Raw genomic sequence first — 18,083 nt, 5'->3', positions numbered from 1 at the left:
CTTGTGGTGAAGCAAGTACTGCGCGTTGCATTTGCCTTCGTCGGCGTGGTCGTCGGCGCGGGCTTTGCGACGGGTCAGGAAATCATGCAATACTTCGTCGCCTTTGGCATCAATGGTGTCTGGGGTGCCGTTCTCTCAGCGGTGATCATGAGCCTGATGGCGATGATCATTTTGCAGCTGGGAAGCTACTTTCAGGCCAGCGAGCACGGCGAAGTTTTCCGACGCGTATCGCACCCCATCTTCTCGCGAGTACTGGACATTGGCGTGATTATCACGCTCTTCGCCACAGGGTTCGTCATGTTCGCCGGTGCCGGTGCCAACATGGAGCAGCAGTGGGGCATTCCCGTGTGGATCGGTGCCGTAATCATGGTGCTGGTTACCATTGCAGCCGGTTTCCTCGATGTTGACCGAGTGACCACAGTGATCGGTTCCATCACGCCGTTTATCGTCGGCTTTATTCTGCTGGCCAGTGTTTATACGCTGGCGTTCACCGATGCCACCCCAGCCGCGGAGCAGGCAGCTGCCGTTGCGGAAGTCCCGACCACTCTGCCGAACTGGGTTGTCGCCGCAGTGAACTATGTCGGTTTTAACCTGATGGTTGCGGTTTCCATGGCGATTGTTATTGGCGGTAGCCTGTTCAATCCCCGCGCCGCTGGAGCCGGTGGGTTTACCGGTGGTTTGATCTACTCCGCGATGCTGCTGATCACCACCATCACGTTGTTCCACACTGTTGGTACCGTCGCCACCGATGCCGTGCCAATGCTCACCGTCATTAATCGACTGCACCCGTGGCTAGGCCAGGCCATGGCCGTGGTAATCCTTGGCATGATCTTCAACACGGCACTTGGCATGTTCTACGCACTGGGGCGTCGCGTCACCGCAAATCACCCGGAAAAATTCAAGATTGTCTACGTCGCGCTGGTCTTGCTCGGTTTCGCCTTGAGCTTCATGGGCTTCCAGAACCTAATCGGTTGGGTCTACCCAATCCTGGGCTACATCGGTCTGCTGCTCATTACTGTCATGCTTGTTGCCTGGTTGCGCGGCCGCGAGCGCATCAGTGAAGAGACTTCCCGCCGCAAGCGCATCTTCCGCCTGGTCCGCCGTGGCCGGAACAAGGAGGCCCGCGAGGAGATTGAAGACTCCAACCTCAGTGTCGAAGAGGTTCGCGAGGCTATCGAGGAGTAGGTGGGGTGCTCGCGGCACCGCTGTCAATCTTGGGATCGGATGGCCTTTAGCGATGTCGCCCGAGCCCAAGCCACGAAAGCCACGATCACAATGGCGGATACGAGAACCATCGACGGCCACCGCTGGGGGTAATCACGTACTACCCAGGTCCATCCCCATTCCGAGGTCCACCACAGCGGTGAGGCGCTGAGGACATCACCGCCAACCATCACCGCCCAACCGCCGAGCGCGACCGAGACAAAGATTGCGGCCGCCACACTTCGACGCGCAATTAAGCCGGTCACGGCCACTATCATCGCGGCCACAAGAGACGCGATGACCGCCTGGTACGGCCAGGGGTTAATGCCCGTCTGGCTATTGGTCTGGCCGCCCGCGCCACTGATAATCACCGCAACCACGAGCACCGGCACGAGAAACGCCATATCCAAAGCAAACAGTCGGAGTGTGATGCTCCGTCGCGCACGCCGATACATCAGCGCTGGCCAGGCATCAGCTTGCGAGGTCCAGGTCATGATGGCGACCACGGTTGCAGCCGTCGGCACGCAGACGAAACTCAGCAGCCCCAGCGCATACTCCGGGTTCCACACCACACGCACGACCGCAAGTCCGGCAAGCATCAGCGCTGCGAGACTCCACCAGGCGCGCCACGGAAGGGTCGCGCTCATACCATGGCTTAACGACGAAGTGCTGCGTTCCCGGCCCGTCGGCAAGCTGAGAGATTTTCCGTGCGCAAGCAATGCGATGGCAAATAAACCTAGCCCGAGGAGTAAATGCAGCAACGCGGGCGGCAGGATGGCGATGTTCCAGATCTCGCTGTCGGCGGGAGCCGAGATGGAATTAGCCTGCACTCCGTGGATAGGTAACGTTGGGCGGATTGCCCAGGTCCACGGGAGAACTTTCCAGTTTGGGCTCATGGCGTCCAGTGTTCCTGCGATGGCCCAAGCGATGGAAGCGAGCGGAGCGAGGAAGAGAGCTGCGCGTGGCACAAGGCGCCATAGGGCAAGGCCGAATGCCCAGAAGACGAAGAATGACAACGTGCTAAAGAGCGTGAATTGCGATGCGGTGCTCACGCTCCGGGCAAGGAGTGCAGCCATCAATGCGTGACCGAGGGCCGCGGAGGCAATGACAGTGGCTGCGCGGGCAAGGAGCACTCGAGTGCCCGAGATATTGCGCCAGATTAGGCCGCCTTGGCGGAGTTTTTCTTCACGGTTTTGGCCGATGACGGACGTAATAGCAGCCAGGGGAGGAAGCAGGATAAGCGAGTAGATGTGGGCGCTCGCCATGGCGGTGGCGTCAACGCCTCTAGAAAAGACCATGCTGACCAGAGCGATTGCCACCATGATGATGGGAAGAAACATGGTGAGTGACCACTTCGCCCGCAGTAGCTCGGCGCGGAAGTAGCGGCGAGTAGGAACGGTGCGTGTGTTAAGAGTGCGCGTGTGCGGTTGAGTGCTCATCGGGCAACACCTACTGCGGTGAAGAAAGCTTGCTCGAGGGATTGACCAGAGGCCGCAAAGTCAGTCAGCGGGCCTTCGTAGACCAGTCGGCCACCGGCGAGGACACCAAGGTGGTCAACGCTCTTTTCGACTTCTCCGAGTTGATGGGAGGACACCACGACGGCCTTGCCACTAGCGGCAAGATTTCGCAACAAGGTGCGCAGGCCCACGATAGCTTCGGGGTCGAGGCCGTTGGTGGGCTCGTCGAGAAGCACAATGTCGGGGTCGGTGAGCAGCGCCATCGCCAGCGAGAGACGAACCTTCATGCCCGTTGAGAAAGCGCGGGCACGCTTGTTGCCCGAGTGCAGCCCCACCATGTCGAGGACTTCGGCGATACGGCTCTTGTCCGTGCCGGTCAGGTGCGCGTGAACCTTGAGGTTGTCGGTGGCTGAGAGCTGTGGGTAGAACGCCGGGCCATTGATGGAGGCGCCGATGCGGTCCAGGTCGACAACGGACCACGGGTGTCCCGCGATGCTGATTTCACCGGAGTAGGGAATTAGCCCAAGCACCGTGCTCATCAACGTGGATTTACCTGCGCCGTTGAGTCCCAATAGTCCGTAGACCTCGCCGGCACGGACGCTCATATCGAGGCCGTTTAGGACAGGTTCGTTCTTGCCGTAGGAGACAGTGATGCCGCGCAGCTGAAGGAGGGAAGCGGCGGCATCTGCGGAAGGGCCTGAAGTGGGGGTTGGTGCGTTCATGCCTTAAGTAATAGGAGTGTTTGGCACGGTTCGCGCCCTCCCTGAGGATGAGGTGGCGGAAATATCCTCCCTAGGGAGGAGGCAATAGCGAGGGTGACGGCACCGCGAGGAGAAGCTACAGCAGCCCGTTTTTCGCAGCCCAAATGACAAGATCCACACGACTGCGTGAGCCCGTTTTGGTCAACAGGGCTTTCACATGGGTTTTCACTGTCGTTGTAGCGACAACCAACCTGCGAGCGATTTCGTCATTGGAAAGCCCTTGGCAGACGAGGTTCAAAATCTCCTGTTCGCGGGGTGTGAACTGGGGCGCTGCGTGGGTGGTATCTGAGCTAGAGCCACTGGCCGAGGACTCCCTCGCTGGCTGTTCAGAGTGAGATGCACGCGGTGAAACATGCCGCAACACCATCGGTGTCACCTTCGGATCGATGACTCCTTCACCACGGTGGATGCGCATAATGGCCGAAAGCAGCTCGCGGGGATTGGAGTCTTTGAGCAAAAAGCCTGCCGCCCCAGCTTCTAAAGCGTCGAGCACCAGGTTTTCTTCGCGGAAAGTGGTCAGCACCAGGACTTTCGGAGCGGATGCGCGAACCGCACCTCTGGACGGCACGCCTTGCACGATCTGCCGTGTGGCCTCGATACCGTCCATCACAGGCATACGAATGTCCATGACGACCACATCCGCACCGGAGGCACAACGCACAGCCTCGGCGCCGTCGCCCACGGCACCAATGACTTTCATCTGCGGGTGGGCATCAATAAGCTGCGCGAAAGACTGTCGAATCAGAGCCTGATCTTCAGCCACTAGTACTCGAATTACACCCATTGCTCGTCTTTCTCGACAGAATCGCCAGTCAGCCTTGCTTCGGTCGAACTGCTTACAGCCGAATACTGACGCGGAACATGCCGTCGCTTTCACCATAAGTCATCTCACCACCGAGCTGCGCCACGCGTTCATCCAGACCAATCAGGCCAGCGCCAGCTCGCTTCCTGGGGTCCAAAGTATCGCTCTCAGCCCGGTTTGCGGTCACCAAATGTACCCGCGCCGGGCTGTCATCAGCATCGGCAGGTGGATCGATTACCAGTGCCAGCTGACCAGCGCCCGATGAGTGCTTGGCCATATTCGCGGCCAACTCCGTCACTGCCCGCACCAAAGTCAAACGCTTCGCGAGTGGCCAATCCGCCAGGTCTCCATAAGACTCCGGCAGAGTCACCGAAACATCGCGACCCGGCGGACAAACTGCCGCAACCAGACGCGGAATCTCATTCGGGTCAGCGCTAATCTCGCCGCCATCACGTAGCGCATCGACAAGCGCATGCACATCCCGCAACGATTGTTCTGCGGTCTGGGCAATACCTTCCAGCGTGGTCTTTTCAGCAGCGGATTCCGCTCGTGAGCCATCCATCTCCGCCAGGTACAGAGCGGTTTGGGCCTGAACCTTAATAGAGGTGAGTCCGTGCCCCACGACGTCGTGAAGCTCCCGGGACAACTCCAGTTTGTTGCGCGCCACGACGTTCTCCAACTCTGCGGCATGTTCCTCGGCGTTGATGCGCAGCCACAGTGCCACTGCGTACGCGCTCGCCGTGATGAGCACCGCCGGTAGTCCGAAGACCAATAGTCGTTCCGGGGTAAAGCCGAAGGCAGGAACTGCCGGGTTGAGGAAGCTGCCAATTAACCCTAAAAACAGCCCAACGATGCCCCAGGTGCGATTCGGTTCCCACCTGCTCACAGCCCATAGTGATAGTGGGGCAGCAACAATAATAGGGTCTAGCCCAAGGTTTACAGGGGATAGCCACACCAGCAAGGCGAGACCCGCCAGGGCAATGTACGTAACCACAAACGATGCACGCACTGCTTTACGACGAAACGCTGCGGCTCCGGCAATCATCGCGGACAGAATCACATTGGTGACATATGTGAAGCTCGGGCCATAAGTAAGTAGCGGCGTCATGCTCAACCAGCAGCACAGCAGGAAAGCAGCCGCAATAGCGAGATCGGCAGCTGGGAATGAGCCGACGAAGTAACGCACCCGGCTGTGCCAGTCGAGTGGGGCAGGAGTCTGCGTGGTGGCAGGCTGTGCGTGCATGGAGGAAGCGGTGCGCTGCATGTGTCTAGGCTAGCGGTCGGTGGCTTGCGCGGTTTAGTGTGAGTTTTCCACTTGCCGGAATGTGATGTTGATGCGGCCCTCTTTAAGCCCGCACCCTTCCGGCAGCGTGCCCGGACGAGTCTTGGGCACACCATGAAACGCAAGCCGCTTCGAACCACCAAACACAATCACATCCCCGCTGGCGAGAGTCACGTCATCCCAGGGTTTGTTGCGGTTTTCAGTCCCGCCAATGCGGAACAGAGCCTCATCGCCGATAGAGAGTGACACAATCGGGGCAGGGGAGTTTTCGTTTCGATCCTGGTGCATCCCCATGGTGGCCCCGGGCGGGTAGTAGTTGACCAACGCCATGTCGGGCCGAAAAGTGGTGGGCCACTGGCTGAGGGATTCGTCGTAAAGCGCGGCAGCGCCGAGTGCTTCGGTAGCGAGCTGTAGCAGATTGTCAGGCACGGGCGGGACGCGAACGCCGCCGACGTGCGTGACGTAGCGGTATGGATTTGTGGCCCACATGCGGCCGAGATGCAGCATGAATACCTGCATCTGGCCGCTTTTGAGCTGCGGACGAGTCATGGCCAGGGAAGTGCCGGCAACGTCGCGGGCGATGTCGCGGAGTTGCGTGATGATGCCCGATTGCCGCTCCAATGGAAGCCATCCCGGCAGATGAACAACTCCCGGCGTGATGCGGGCATCATCGCGCGGGAGTTGATCAAAGAGCATAGGTTTAGTTTGCCTCTTAACCCGCGATGATTGCGTTAACCGGGCGGGACAGGAACTGCGGGCCAATCTTGCCCAGGTAGCGCAGGATAAAGTCTGCCGCCGACACCGAGTAGAAGTGACGCTGGCGCTCAATGAAGTTCTGCGGGTGCGTTGCCTTCCACACAGCATCAGCGACCTGGTCCGGCGTGATGCGCACGCCAAGACGGCGGGTGGAACCAGCGAAAACGTCCGCCAGCTTGGTCTTCGCCCACAGCGGCATGATTGCGACGACGCGGATCTTGTCCTTGCGCCATTCCAGATCCAGAGCCTGCGTCAGACCAGAGACGTAGAACTTCGACGCGGAGTACGGCGCGATGTGCGGCTGGCCGTAAATGCCCGAAGCCGAACCCATGTTGACCAGGTGAGACCCCTTAGTGCGCTTCAGGTACGGGTGCGCCGCCTTCGCGCCCAGAGTCAGACCGGTGCAGTTGATGTCCACCTGCGCGCGAATAATCTCCGGCGACTGGTCGATGATATCGCCATCGCCGATGATGCCCGCGTTGTTGTCCAGCACCGTCAGCTTGCCGCCGGTGTGGGAGGTGAAGTCCGCAAGCGCGTCTTCCCACTGCTGATAGTTCGTCACGTCCAGCTTGCCGACGATTACCTCCGGGCGCTCAGCTTTAAGCTTTGCCAGGGCATCCTCGTTGATGTCGTAGACGCCGACGGTCCAGCCTGCAGCCAGGAACTTCTCGGCCACCGCACGGCCAATACCCTGCGCGCCGCCGGAGATGAAAATGGACGGGGAATCAGAAGTGGCCATGGTGCCTCAATCCTGCCTTTTCTTGCTGTTTTTATAACTTGAGAGTGTTATCCGCCAGCTTAGGCGAGCATTTGTTGTTTAACAGCGGATTGGTGGAAGTGTGACCCGATTACAAACGCGCCCTCTACACTGGTCACCATGAAACCCCTGAACATCCCACCAGGTTCTGGCATCCCAAAGGGCCTCGTCATCCCCGCGGCGGAGCTCACCGAACGCTTCGCCCGCTCCGGAGGACCAGGCGGTCAGGGCGTTAACACCACCGACTCCAAGGTGCAGCTATCGGTGGATATCGCCGAGCTCAGCGTGCTTTCCGACGTCCACCGCCGCCGCGCTCTCCAGAACCTCAGCCACCGACTCGACGGCACCACACTCACCGTGTCCGTTACCACGCAGCGCTCCCAGGTACGCAACCGCGCGGAAGCCAGGCGGCGCTTAGCGGAACTCATCCGAGAAGCTGTGCAGCCACCGCCTCCGAGGCGCCGGCGGACTCGACCGAGTCGGGCCTCGATTGCCCGTCGTAAAGCGCAGAAGCAGCGCCGCTCCGAGCTCAAAGCCAGCCGACGTCGCCCCAGCGCCTACTAGGGAATATGGGTTTTTCGCGCATCCGTTGCAATATAGATGGTATGAGCGAAAACCAGGCCCCTACCGAAAAGGCAGCTGAAGCTGTTGCGGAGTTCAACCGTGTGCCCTCGATTCTGTCCATCCAGTCGCATGTGAGCTATGGCCACGTGGGCAACTCCGCTGCGGTCTTCCCGCTGCAGCGCGCAGGTTTTGAAGTGTGGCCGGTCCACACCGTCGATTTCTCCAACCACACCGGCTACGGCCAGTGGCGCGGCCCGATGATTCCGGCCACGGATGTGCGCGAGGTCATCAAGGGCATCGATGAGCTGGGCAAGCTTGACGACGTCGACGCGATTATCTCCGGCTACCAGGGCGGTAGCGATATTGCGGATGTCATCATCGAAGCCGTGGCGCTGGCCAAGCAGCGCAATCCGAAGGCTATCTACTCGTGTGACCCGGTGATGGGAAATGCCAAGAGTGGCTGCCACGTTTCGGACGACATTCCGCCGCTGCTGCGTGACAAGGTCGTGCCGGTGGCAGATGTGATTACGCCAAACCAGTTCGAGCTGGGATACCTGACGGGCCGCGAGGTGAGCGACCTGGAGTCCACGATTGCGGCAGCCCATGCTGCTCGTGAGATGGGGCCGGAGGCCGTGTTGGTGACCAGCGTGCTGCGTCCGGAGCGCAAGGAGGGCGAGATTGAGATGCTCGCCGTCAATGGTGCGGGCGCATGGCTGGTGGCGACACCGTACCTGCCGCTGAAGCGCAACGGTTCCGGCGATGTCGCGGCTGCGCTGTTTGCAGGCAACCTGCTGCGTGGTCGCGGTATTGACGGTGACCTTTCGGTCGCGCTGGGCAACACCGCGGCCAGTATCTTTGAGCTGCTGAAGGTCACCCACGAGTCCGGCTCTGGCGAGCTGGAGCTCGTTCGCGCGCAGGAGGCCTATGTCCACCCAGAGCAGCGTTTTGAGGTTACGAAGGTTCAGTAGGGCTGGGGGGGGGCAGTAGGGCTGGGGGTTCACGCCGCTAAGCCCGCCCTAGCAGTGTCCCAACAGGCCTAGTAATAGAACGGGAACTGGTCCCAGTTCGGGTCGCGCTTTTCCAGGAACGCTTCCTTGCCCTCGACGGCCTCGTCGGTCATGTACGCCAGGCGAGTAGCCTCACCCGCGAAGACCTGCTGACCCATCAGGCCATCATCGGTCAGGTTGAAGGCGAACTTCAGCATGCGCTGCGCCGTCGGGGACTTACCGTTAATCATGCGACCCCACTCGACCGCGACATCTTCCAACTTAGCGTGGTCGGCGACCTCGTTGACGGCGCCCATGCGGTGCATGGTCTCAGCGTCGTAGGAGCGGCCGAGGAAGAAAATCTCACGGGCAAACTTCTGGCCAACCTGCTTCGCCAGGTAAGCCGAGCCATAGCCGGCGTCGAAAGATCCCACGTCAGCGTCGGTCTGCTTAAAGCGGGCCTCCTGGCGCGATGCCAGCGTCAGGTCACACACGACGTGCAGGGAGTGTCCGCCACCTGCGGCCCAGCCATTGACCACAGCAATAACAACCTTCGGCATAGTGCGAATTAGGCGCTGCACCTCCAGGATGTGCAGGCGACCTCCCTCGACCTTGGCGCGCGCGGTATCGATGGTGGATGCGTCCGCGGTAGCGTCGTCATGCTCGTGGGACGTTGCGTACTGGTAGCCGGAACGACCGCGAATGCGCTGGTCACCGCCCGAACAGAATGCCCAGCCACCGTCCTTGGTGCTCGGGCCGTTACCGGTCAGCAGCACTACGCCGACATCCGGGGTGCGGCGCGCGTGGTCGAGCGCGCGGTAGAGCTCATCGACGGTATGCGGGCGGAATGCGTTACGAACCTCCGGGCGATCAAACGCAATACGCACAATACCGTTCTCGCGGCCCTCGCCGACGTGCCGGTGGTAGGTGATGTCGGTCAAATCCTCAAAACCATCAACCGTCTTCCACTGCTCGGGGCGGAAAGGGTTATCGGTCGAGTACTTCGCGGTATCAGTCATGGCTTCCAGCATAAAGGTCTCTAGCATGAGGGGTATGTCTGTGTCCGCTGCGCCCAACATCCAGCTTCCGCCAATCGACGACATCCTCGACCGCGCCCACGTCGTCGCGCTGCCCATGGCAGTGAAATTCCGTGGCGTCACCACCCGCGAGGCACTCCTCATCGACGGCCCCGTCACCTGGGGCGAGTTCGCTCCCTTCCTGGAGTACGAGGCGTCCGAGGCCGCCGCGTGGCTGCGCTCGGCCATCGAATGCGCATACGTCGGCCTGCCCACCCCGAAGCGCGAGTTTGTCGAGGTCAACGCCACCATCCCCGCCGTCACACCCGACCAGGTGCCGGAGGTCGTGGCGCGCTACCCCGGGTGCCGCACGTTTAAGGTCAAGGTCGCAGAGAGCGGCCAATCGCTTAACGACGACATCGAGCGCGTAGCCGCCGTCCGCACCGCGGTGGCCGAAGCCTATGGCTATGAACCTGTGGTGCGGGTCGATGCGAACCGTGGCTGGTCGGTGGAGCAGGCCATCCGCGCCGCTCATGAGTTGGGTCCGCTGGAGTACATGGAGCAGCCTGTTGCGACTGTCGCCGAGCTTCGCGAGGTCCGCGACGCAGTGGGGGAGTTTTGCCCGATTGCTGCCGATGAGTCGATTCGCAAGGCTGAGGATCCGTATTTGGTTGCGCGCGAGCAGGCTGCTGACGTGGGCGTAATGAAGGTTGCGCCGCTTGGCGGGCCACGCCGTTTGCTTCGGTTGGCCGAGGAACTGGAGATGAAGGTGACCGTCGCCAGCGCCTTGGATACCGGCGTTGGTATGGCCGCGGGATTGTTCACGGCGGCGGCCCTGCCTGCTACCGAGCTGCAGCCGGAGCCGAACGCGGCAGGTTTGGCCACGTCCTCGCTGTTTATTGAGGACGTCATCGAGCCCCGGCCACTTATCGATGGCCGTCTGCCCGTCACCAACCCCGCGCCCGACCCTTCCCGCCTGGCCGAGCTCGCCGCGCCGGGTCCCCGCCGCGATTGGTGGTTCGACCGTCTCCGCGTGGCGTATGCCCATCTATAACGCCAAGAAAGTGACTAGGTTTATGACACTTTGAGCCCGAAAAACGGCTTCCAAACTGACATAAACCTAGTCAGTAACTCCCGGCAAGTAGCCTATTGAGTGTGAACAATAACCAGGACACCTCTCAAGACCCGGACACCGGCGCGGTCGAAACCACTCACGCCGTCCAGTCCACACAAGCCCCATCCGCAGTGGTAGCGGGCCTCATCGTCGATGAGCTGCTGCGTCTCGGCATGGTCGATGCCGTGGTGTGCCCGGGTTCCCGGTCCGCCCCGCTCGCCCGCGCTCTGGTCCAGGCCGCCGACGCGGCGAAGGTTCGCCTCCACGTACGTATCGATGAACGCTCCGCCGCCTTCCTCGCCCTCGGCCTGGCCTCGCGCACCCGCAAGGTGACCCCGGTAATTACAACGTCCGGCACAGCAGTGGCGAACCTCGTGCCCGCCATGGTGGAAGCCACCGCGTCGGGCATTCCGCTGCTGGCACTGACCGCCGACCGCCCCGCGCATTATCGAGGCACTGGCGCGAACCAGACCATCGTCCAGGACCGCCTGTTCGCTGATGCCTCCGTCGTCGAGTTCGATCTGGACGGCACCGCCCCGGTCATGAAGGCCACCGCCGCGCAGATCCGCGCTCGCATTGATCGCGTTGTCGCCGCCATGGCATCCGGCGCCGGCCACCTTAACGTCCGTTTTGTCGAACCGCTCGTGCCTGACGACGACTCCGTCGCCGACATCCCCGAGGGCCGCGCCGATGGCGGCCCCTGGACCACGATTGCGCCTACCAACAGCAACAACGTCGGCGTGGCCGCCACCGCAACCGGCCCGGCCAACGCGGCTAGCACAGCCACAATTGACATCAGCCGCCGCACACTCGTGATTGCGGGTTCGAATGCCTCGCACCTGCCGGCGCTGGAGGATCTGCCAACCATCGCTGAGCCGAATGCGTATGCGCCGGCGCACCCGGTGCACCCGCTCGCGGCGGGCACTTTCGCGCAGATTCCGCCGGAGCAGATTGTGTTAGTCGGCAGGCCGACGCTGCACCGAGGTATCTCTAAGCTGCTGGCCAATCCGGATATCGAGCTGACCGTTGTCTCCGAAGCGGAAAACCACGGTTTTGGGGTGGAGTTCCCGGATGTGACGGCGAACGCAAGGACCGTCGTTAGGCATGTGCAGACTGTGGGGGAGCAGGACCCGCAGTGGACGAAAATCTGTGAGGCCGCCAGCGAGTTGGCGGTGAAGTCCGTGCGAGAGACGCTTACCGAGTCGATTGAAGCGGAGGAACCGCTGACCGGATTTCATGTGGCGGCGGCTCTGACGGACAGCCTGCGCACGGGTGACAATGTGGTGCTGGGCGCGTCGAACCCGGTGCGCGATGCGTCGTACACGGGCCTGCCTTTCCCGGGTGTGAACACGTATGCGGGACGAGGTGCCGCGGGCATCGACGGCACGGTGGCGACGGCAATCGGTATTGCACTGGCGTCCGACCGCGAGCATGCCGACGAGATCCGCCCGCCGCGGACGATTGCACTTATGGGTGACCTGACGTTCCAGCACGACTCCGCAGCGTTGGCAATTGGGCCGCTGGAGCCGAGGCCGGAAAACCTCACCATCGTGGTGGCCAATGATGCCGGTGGCGGTATTTTCGAGACGCTGGAGGCGGGCAGCCCGGCTCTGCGGGGAAGCTTTGAGCGCATCTTCGGCACCCCGCAGGACGTGGACTTTGAGGGCATCTGCCAGGCTTACGGGGTCGAGCACGTGCGCGTTGACCGCCTCCCAGATCTGCTCGCGCAGCTGCACCCGGATACCGACGTCGATGGCATCCGCGTCATTGAGGTGGCGACCACGCGTGCGACGCGTCGGCAGTTGCATCACAAGCTGGCATACAATGCGGAGATTGGGGTGCTGGACAAGCACTAGCTGGACAAGGCTCGCTGGACAAGGCTCGCTGGACAAGCACTAGCCGGCCGGCAGCATCCAATCAGAGCTGGAAACAATCAGGGACAGAAAAATAGGAGGTCGCGACCGCCATGCAGTGGAAAACTGCCCTGGCCAATTGGCCGCGCCTCCTTCGTCAGGTACTGCTTTTTGTAATCATCTGCCTGCTGCTGTCGTGTCTGGCCATGGTGGTTGGCTGCTTCATTAATGACCGCAATATCGAGTCGAACATGGGGCAGTCCGTAGCCAATGTGCGCTCGGTCGAGCTCCTTCGCACCACGGTTGATTTCGTCGACGAGAATGGTGATTTTCAGTCGCCACCAACCGGTTTGCTCTATCCCGTTGGTCTGGAAGAGGGGCAGCGCGTCCGCGTCGAATACGACCGCACTGATCCCAATGTCGTCCGCGTCGCCGGACGCACATGGACGTTGTCACTTCTCCCGGCGACCAGCATCGCTTCGGTTGCGTTTATCGTCGTCGCGCCGTTGTGGTGGTTGTCGTTGCGCGCAACCCGTCGTTTACAAAGAGATCCCCAAAAGGTAAACAGAGGGTCACTTTCGCTTTCCGACGAGATGGAAAACTAGCACCATGCGCGTTGCCATCATTGCTGAAAGCTTCTTGCCCAACATCAATGGAGTGACAAACTCCGTGCTGCGGGTGTTGGAACACTTACGCCGTGAAGGACACGAGGCGCTGGTGATTGCTCCGGGTGCTCGGGACTGGCAGGAAGAGGCAGAGTTCTACTGCGACTACCGCATTGAGCGTGTGCCCACTGTGATGGTGCCGTTGATTGATTCGCTACCGATTGGTGTGCCGAACCGTCGGGTAGCGTCGGCGCTGACGCAGTTTAAGCCGGATGTTGTCCACTTGGCTTCGCCATTTGTGCTCGGTGGTGCGGGCGCGCTGACTGCCAAGGCACTGGGCATCCCGGCTGTGGCCATCTATCAGACGGACGTTGCGGGTTTTGCCAAGAACTACAAGTTGGCGGGGCTCTCCACGGCCGCATGGTTGTGGACGCGCGTGATTCACAACTCCTGCGCCCGAACGCTGGCGCCGTCGTCGCCGACTATTGAGGACCTGCAGGATCACAAGATTCGTGATGTCTACCGCTGGGGCCGCGGTGTTGATGCGGTTCGCTTTACTCCGACAAAGCGTAGTGAAGAGCTCAGGAAGCAGTGGAGCCCGGAGGGCAAGCCGATTGTTGGTTATGTCGGCAGGCTCGCGGCGGAGAAGTCTGTGGAGCGGCTGGCAGCGCTGAACAGCCGCGATGATATCCAGGTGGTCATTGTCGGCAATGGCCCGGAGCTGCAGAAGCTGCAGAAGCAGATGCCGAATGCCGTCTTTACCGGACAGCTCACCGGCGATAAGTTGGCAGCGGCATTCGCCAGTCTGGACGTGTTCGTCCACACCGGTGACTTTGAAACCTTCTGCCAGGCGGTACAGGAAGCCCACGCCTCCGGTGTGCCGGCCATCGCTCCGAACGCAGGCGGCCCGCGCGACCTGATTACCAACGACGTCAACGGCTACCTGCTGGAACCCAAGACTTTCACCGGCGATCTGTCTGAGGCGGTCGACAAGCTACTGCTCGTCGACGATGAGCTGGCACGCAAGCAGCTGCGCAACCGCTGCCGCGACACCGTGACCGAGCGCACCTGGGAAGCACTGTGTGCAGACCTGGTTCGCCACTACGAGGAGGTTTCTGGGGTCTCCGCGGCTGAGACGTCAAGCAAGGTCGCAGCAGATGCGATTGACGCCTCCCGTACAGGTGCTGCTACGCGTCAGAAGTCGGTCGCGTAATCTGGACATCGTGTCTAGGGCTGATTTAACGAAAAATCCCAGCGAAGTCGCCTCGATGTTCGACGGCGTGGGGAAGAATTACGACATCACTAATACCGTGCTCACCGGTGGCATTGACCACTACTGGCGCGTGCGCACGGCAAAGCGCCTGAACCTGCAGCCTGGCCAGAAAGTCCTCGACCTGGCCGCCGGTACGGCTGTTTCATCAGTGGAGTTGGCAAAGTCTGGCGCATACGTCGTTGCCTGTGATTTCTCCCGAGGCATGCTCAAGGCCGGTGCACACCGCGATGTTCCCAAGGTCTGCGGTGACGGCATGAAGCTGCCATTCCCGGACAACACCTTCGACGCGGTGACCATCAGCTTCGGTCTGCGCAACATCGTGGACTACAAGGCGGGCCTCGCCGAACTAGCCCGCGTGACCAAGCCCGGAGGCCAGCTAACAGTCTGTGAGTTCTCCACCCCCGTGGTGCCGGTGTTCAGCACCTTCTACAAGGAATACCTGATGCGGGCACTTCCGCAGATCGCCAAGGTCGTCTCCTCGAACCCGGAGGCCTACGTGTACTTGGCGGAGTCGATTCGCGCCTGGCCAAACCAGCCGCAGCTTGCCCGCGACATCAATGCCTCTGGCTGGGAGGATGCCGGTTGGCAGAATCTCACCTTCGGTATCGCAGCGCTGCACTCGGCAACCAAGCCCGTGCAGTAGCTCGCTAGCTCTCAGTCGGGCTGGGTCGCAGGGTCCGTCGTAAAGCGATTCCTACTGCCAGGGCTGGCGTCCGAAGCACTTATCGGAGGCCAGCGCTGCTCTCCCCGAAGCGCGCCAGAGTCGCGCCACTACGTCGCGGTCGTGTTCCGTGACCAGGTTGCCCATCAGGCGTGCGGCAACGCCCATGAGCTGGCCTCCCCACGGGGCGCCGATGGTCAACGGGCCGACCGTGGGAAGGAAGCTCGGGTACGTCAGCGTCAGCGCCAACTTGCGAGCCAGCGAGAAGCCGGTGCCGTAGTGCTCGCGAAGGAGGGCGGGCCAGGAGTGCGTCAGCCCATCGCGGCCCGCACCAATCGAGCTAATCAGCTCCACCGCCAGCCGCGCCGACTCCATGCCGTAGTCAATGCCCTCACCGTTGAGCGGGTTGACCAAGCACGCAGCATCACCGAGCAACGCCCAGTTCGGCCCCGCCACATTCGACACAGCACCGCCCATCGGCAGCAACGCCGACGTCACGTGCTCAGGCTCGCTCATCTGCCACTGATCGCGCACCTGTCCGTGGTACTCGCGCAGCAACTTCTTCACATTCGTGCGCGCCGGGCGTGCCGACGTCGCCAGCGCCCCACACCCCACATTCGCCCGGCCTTCTCCCAGCGGGAAAATCCAGCCATAGCCCGGGTGCGTATGCCCTTCGGAGTCGCGCAGTTCCAGGTGCGAGTGAATCCAGTCATCCGCTACGTCTGCGCTGTCGAAGCTGACATACGACCGTGCGGCCACGCCAAAGACGCTGTCTCGATGCCACGCACGCCCCAGCTGCTTGCCGACGGTACTGCGGACCCCATCGGCCACGAGCAACCAGCGGGCCGAGATGGTGTGTGGCTTGCCCTCGCGGTCGGAAAGCTCCACCTCGCGCACGCCATGACCCCGCGTGCCGCCAGTGTTCAGCGCTCCGAGAACCACCTTCCGCGCTGCGACTCCATCAAAGACCTGCGCACCGGCATCAGCGGCGGCATTGAGCAAGAAAGTGTCGAGCTCAACTCGCGGCATCGCGGATCCGACAGCGGGGAAAGTGCCCGAGGCATCATCTGGCCAAGGTGCGGTGATGGAGCCGCCGAAACCGTGTAGCTTGAGTCCGCGGTTGCGGTTGCGGCGCAGGAGCTCGTCGTCAAGCCCTAGACGACGTAGCTCAGCGATGGCACGAGGAGTGAGCCCGTCGCCACAAGTTTTGTCGCGCGGGAAGCGCTGGGAGTCGACCACAGTGACCGAAAAACCGGCGCGGGCGGCGTGAATTGCGGCTGCGGAGCCGGTGGGGCCTGCGCCAACAATGAGCACGTCAGTGCTGCTGGGTAGAGCGACGGTGCCGTCGAACGTGGGGGAAACTCGCGAAATCGGGCTTGAGGTCATTGCCCCAGCGTATAACGACGTTGAAACAAATATGGGAACTGGTCTGCTAGCCACTATGCTCGTAAGGTAGTTTATTTAGCAGTTTCTTATCTTTTATCGTCAGTTAGGCAGGTCTCGAATGCGTACTGGAGACTACTCCGGGCTTAGTTCCGGAAGTGCTCAGGGCACTGGTGAGCACACCGCCACTAGTTCTCACTTCGTTGATGAGGCGCTGGAAGCAACAATCACCGAGGGAATGCGCAAGAGCGAGGACCTCCTGATTACCGAGCTGGGGCGCGGCGAGGACTTCCTAGTCGAGCGGGTTTCCCACCTAGCTCACGCTGGTGGTAAGCGCTTCCGCCCGATGTTTACCATGCTGGCCGCGCAGTTCGGGGAGAACCCGGAGAGCGATAAGGTCATCACCGCCGCGACGGTGCTGGAGCTGACGCACCTGGCGACGCTCTACCACGACGACGTCATGGATGAAGCGGATAAGCGCCGCGGCGTGCCCTCCGCAAACTCGCGCTGGGACAACACCGTCGCCATTCTGGCCGGTGACTACCTCTTCGCTGCTGCGTCCCGCCTGCTGGCAGAGCTCGGCTCCGAGAGCGTGGCTCACTTCGCTGAGACCTTCGGTGTTCTTGTCACAGGTCAGATGCGCGAGTGCCTCAACGACTTGGACCTGCCGATTGAAGAGCGCATCGAGCGCTACCTGAAGGTCATTGCCGAAAAGACCGGTGTGCTCATCGCATCGGCCGGTTATCTCGGCGCCTATCACGCCGGTGCGTCCGCCGAGATTTCCAACGCGCTGCGCCGCTATGGCGAACTAATCGGTATCGTTTTCCAGATTGTCGACGACATCATCGACATCTCCTCCAATACCGATCAGTCCGGCAAGACTCCGGGTACTGACTTGCGCGAGGGCGTCTTCACGCTGCCGGTGCTCTACGCGCTGCAGGAGGATACCCCAGCCGCTGACCGCCTCCGTGAGATTCTCGTCGGCCCAGTTTCCGACGACGCGCTTGTCGACGAGGCCCTCGAGCTCCTGGCTCAGACCAACGGTGTGGCTCGCGCGATGGAGAAGGTCAATGAACTGCTGGATGAGTCCGACCGCGTCATCGCTGACCTTCCTGACTGTGCGGCCAAGGAGTCCCTGCGTCACGTTGCTCGCTACACCGTGGAGCGCGTGGGGTAGTGGATTGAGCTCCATCGGCGAGATGGGCCTAGGGGCGAGCACTGCTCTGAGGTGAGCTCTGCTCTGGGGTGAGTTCTGCTGAGGGGTGAATCCGGGTAGGAAAATATCCTCTCGACCTGCCGATTTGTGTAAATGACAGAGTAGTGGGTAGCATTCCATTCGCACCGTTTAAGAGTGCACGCCAGATTGCCCGAGCGGCCAAAGGGAGCGGATTGTAAATCCGTCGGCATTGCCTTCGTTGGTTCGAATCCATCATCTGGCACAGTGAAATCACCGCGAGAATTTTCTCGCGGTGATTTTTTGTAGGGCCCGTTGGTGGGGATGCGGGGGTTAAACGAGGGTTAAGGGTCAAAATGTGTGTCTGGCTCGGCGTGTCGCGGGGGTTAGATTTGGCCTTTTTGAATGCCGATTGAGTGGGTGTAGTCGGTGTCGA

17 protein-coding genes and 1 tRNA gene are annotated in these 18,083 nt (G+C 61.4%); 10 read left to right on the top strand and 8 right to left on the bottom strand.

From position 1 onward, the window contains the following. Positions 1–3: 3 nt before the first annotated feature. Positions 4–1,185, top strand: a complete 1,182-nt coding sequence (locus AB1Z34_RS04040; RefSeq protein WP_016422008.1) for a hypothetical protein — start codon at positions 4–6, stop codon at positions 1,183–1,185. Between the two features lie 23 nt (positions 1,186–1,208). Here AB1Z34_RS04040 and AB1Z34_RS04035 read toward each other — a convergent pair whose 3' ends face one another. From AB1Z34_RS04035 to AB1Z34_RS04010, 6 genes are all read right to left on the bottom strand, one after another. Continuing rightward, the gene (locus AB1Z34_RS04035; RefSeq protein ID WP_016422009.1) at positions 1,209–2,642 is read right to left on the bottom strand and encodes a hypothetical protein; all 1,434 of its coding nucleotides are present in this window, start codon (positions 2,640–2,642) and stop codon (positions 1,209–1,211) included. Further along, positions 2,639–3,382: an ABC transporter ATP-binding protein gene (locus AB1Z34_RS04030; protein ID WP_016422010.1), complete on the bottom strand. Its 744-nt coding sequence runs from the start codon at positions 3,380–3,382 to the stop codon at positions 2,639–2,641. The genes AB1Z34_RS04035 and AB1Z34_RS04030 overlap by 4 nt, the downstream gene beginning before the upstream one ends. 115 nt (positions 3,383–3,497) lie before the next feature. Continuing rightward, the gene (locus tag AB1Z34_RS04025; protein ID WP_016422011.1) at positions 3,498–4,205 is read right to left on the bottom strand and encodes a response regulator transcription factor; all 708 of its coding nucleotides are present in this window, start codon (positions 4,203–4,205) and stop codon (positions 3,498–3,500) included. 52 nt (positions 4,206–4,257) lie between these two features. Continuing rightward, positions 4,258–5,487, bottom strand: a complete 1,230-nt coding sequence (locus AB1Z34_RS04020; RefSeq protein ID WP_367157942.1) for a sensor histidine kinase — start codon at positions 5,485–5,487, stop codon at positions 4,258–4,260. Positions 5,488–5,520: 33 nt separating this feature from the next. After that, the gene (locus tag AB1Z34_RS04015) at positions 5,521–6,201 is read right to left on the bottom strand and encodes an alpha-ketoglutarate-dependent dioxygenase AlkB (RefSeq protein WP_367157941.1); all 681 of its coding nucleotides are present in this window, start codon (positions 6,199–6,201) and stop codon (positions 5,521–5,523) included. A gap of 16 nt (positions 6,202–6,217) precedes the next feature. Beyond that, the gene (locus AB1Z34_RS04010; RefSeq protein WP_367157940.1) at positions 6,218–7,000 is read right to left on the bottom strand and encodes an SDR family oxidoreductase; all 783 of its coding nucleotides are present in this window, start codon (positions 6,998–7,000) and stop codon (positions 6,218–6,220) included. A 138-nt stretch (positions 7,001–7,138) separates the two neighbouring features. On the opposite strand from AB1Z34_RS04010, the gene arfB reads away from it, so the two are divergent. Both arfB and pdxY read left to right on the top strand, forming a co-directional pair. Continuing rightward, entirely contained in the window at positions 7,139–7,582 is a 444-nt protein-coding gene (arfB, locus tag AB1Z34_RS04005; RefSeq protein ID WP_284857263.1) for an alternative ribosome rescue aminoacyl-tRNA hydrolase ArfB, read from the top strand. Positions 7,583–7,623: 41 nt separating this feature from the next. Continuing rightward, positions 7,624–8,550 carry a pyridoxal kinase PdxY gene (gene pdxY / locus AB1Z34_RS04000; RefSeq protein ID WP_367157938.1) on the top strand — a complete coding sequence of 309 codons (927 nt, stop codon included), beginning with the start codon at positions 7,624–7,626 and terminating at the stop codon, positions 8,548–8,550. A gap of 68 nt (positions 8,551–8,618) precedes the next feature. Here the strand turns inward: pdxY and AB1Z34_RS03995 are convergent, their stop codons facing one another. Next, positions 8,619–9,587, bottom strand: a complete 969-nt coding sequence (locus AB1Z34_RS03995; RefSeq protein WP_367157937.1) for a 1,4-dihydroxy-2-naphthoyl-CoA synthase — start codon at positions 9,585–9,587, stop codon at positions 8,619–8,621. Between the two features lie 25 nt (positions 9,588–9,612). Here AB1Z34_RS03995 and AB1Z34_RS03990 point away from each other — a divergent pair, with 25 nt between their 5' ends. From AB1Z34_RS03990 to AB1Z34_RS03970, 5 genes are all read left to right on the top strand, one after another. Further along, entirely contained in the window at positions 9,613–10,638 is a 1,026-nt protein-coding gene (locus AB1Z34_RS03990; protein WP_367157936.1) for an o-succinylbenzoate synthase, read from the top strand. A gap of 191 nt (positions 10,639–10,829) precedes the next feature. Further along, positions 10,830–12,554 (top strand): 2-succinyl-5-enolpyruvyl-6-hydroxy-3-cyclohexene-1-carboxylic-acid synthase, encoded by a 1,725-nt coding sequence (gene menD, locus AB1Z34_RS03985; protein WP_367157976.1) that lies wholly within the window; start codon positions 10,830–10,832, stop codon positions 12,552–12,554. 110 nt (positions 12,555–12,664) lie between these two features. After that, positions 12,665–13,156: a DUF3592 domain-containing protein gene (locus AB1Z34_RS03980; protein ID WP_070601337.1), complete on the top strand. Its 492-nt coding sequence runs from the start codon at positions 12,665–12,667 to the stop codon at positions 13,154–13,156. A 4-nt stretch (positions 13,157–13,160) separates the two neighbouring features. Beyond that, complete coding sequence (locus tag AB1Z34_RS03975) at positions 13,161–14,369, top strand: glycosyltransferase family 1 protein (RefSeq protein WP_187400590.1); 1,209 nt, start codon at positions 13,161–13,163, stop codon at positions 14,367–14,369. A gap of 10 nt (positions 14,370–14,379) precedes the next feature. After that, the gene (locus AB1Z34_RS03970) at positions 14,380–15,072 is read left to right on the top strand and encodes a demethylmenaquinone methyltransferase (protein ID WP_070601339.1); all 693 of its coding nucleotides are present in this window, start codon (positions 14,380–14,382) and stop codon (positions 15,070–15,072) included. Between the two features lie 51 nt (positions 15,073–15,123). On the opposite strand, the gene AB1Z34_RS03965 is transcribed toward AB1Z34_RS03970, so the two are convergent. Beyond that, a complete protein-coding gene (locus AB1Z34_RS03965) occupies positions 15,124–16,476 on the bottom strand; it encodes a geranylgeranyl reductase family protein (RefSeq protein ID WP_222867611.1) in 1,353 nt (450 codons plus the stop codon). Between the two features lie 118 nt (positions 16,477–16,594). Here AB1Z34_RS03965 and AB1Z34_RS03960 point away from each other — a divergent pair, with 118 nt between their 5' ends. Together AB1Z34_RS03960 and AB1Z34_RS03955 are read left to right on the top strand one after the other, a co-directional pair. Continuing rightward, positions 16,595–17,650, top strand: a complete 1,056-nt coding sequence (locus AB1Z34_RS03960) for a polyprenyl synthetase family protein (protein WP_016422037.1) — start codon at positions 16,595–16,597, stop codon at positions 17,648–17,650. Positions 17,651–17,830: 180 nt separating this feature from the next. Continuing rightward, positions 17,831–17,912: transfer RNA gene (locus tag AB1Z34_RS03955), tRNA-Tyr, on the top strand. The last annotated feature ends 171 nt before the right edge of the window (positions 17,913–18,083 follow it).

Origin of the sequence: Corynebacterium sp. 045007 (assembly GCF_040743205.1) — a bacterium.
Taxonomy (GTDB): Bacteria; Actinomycetota; Actinomycetes; order Mycobacteriales; family Mycobacteriaceae; genus Corynebacterium; species Corynebacterium jeikeium_D.
Note: the sequence above shows the minus strand (reverse complement) of the source record. Positions and strands in the feature narration are given on the sequence as shown.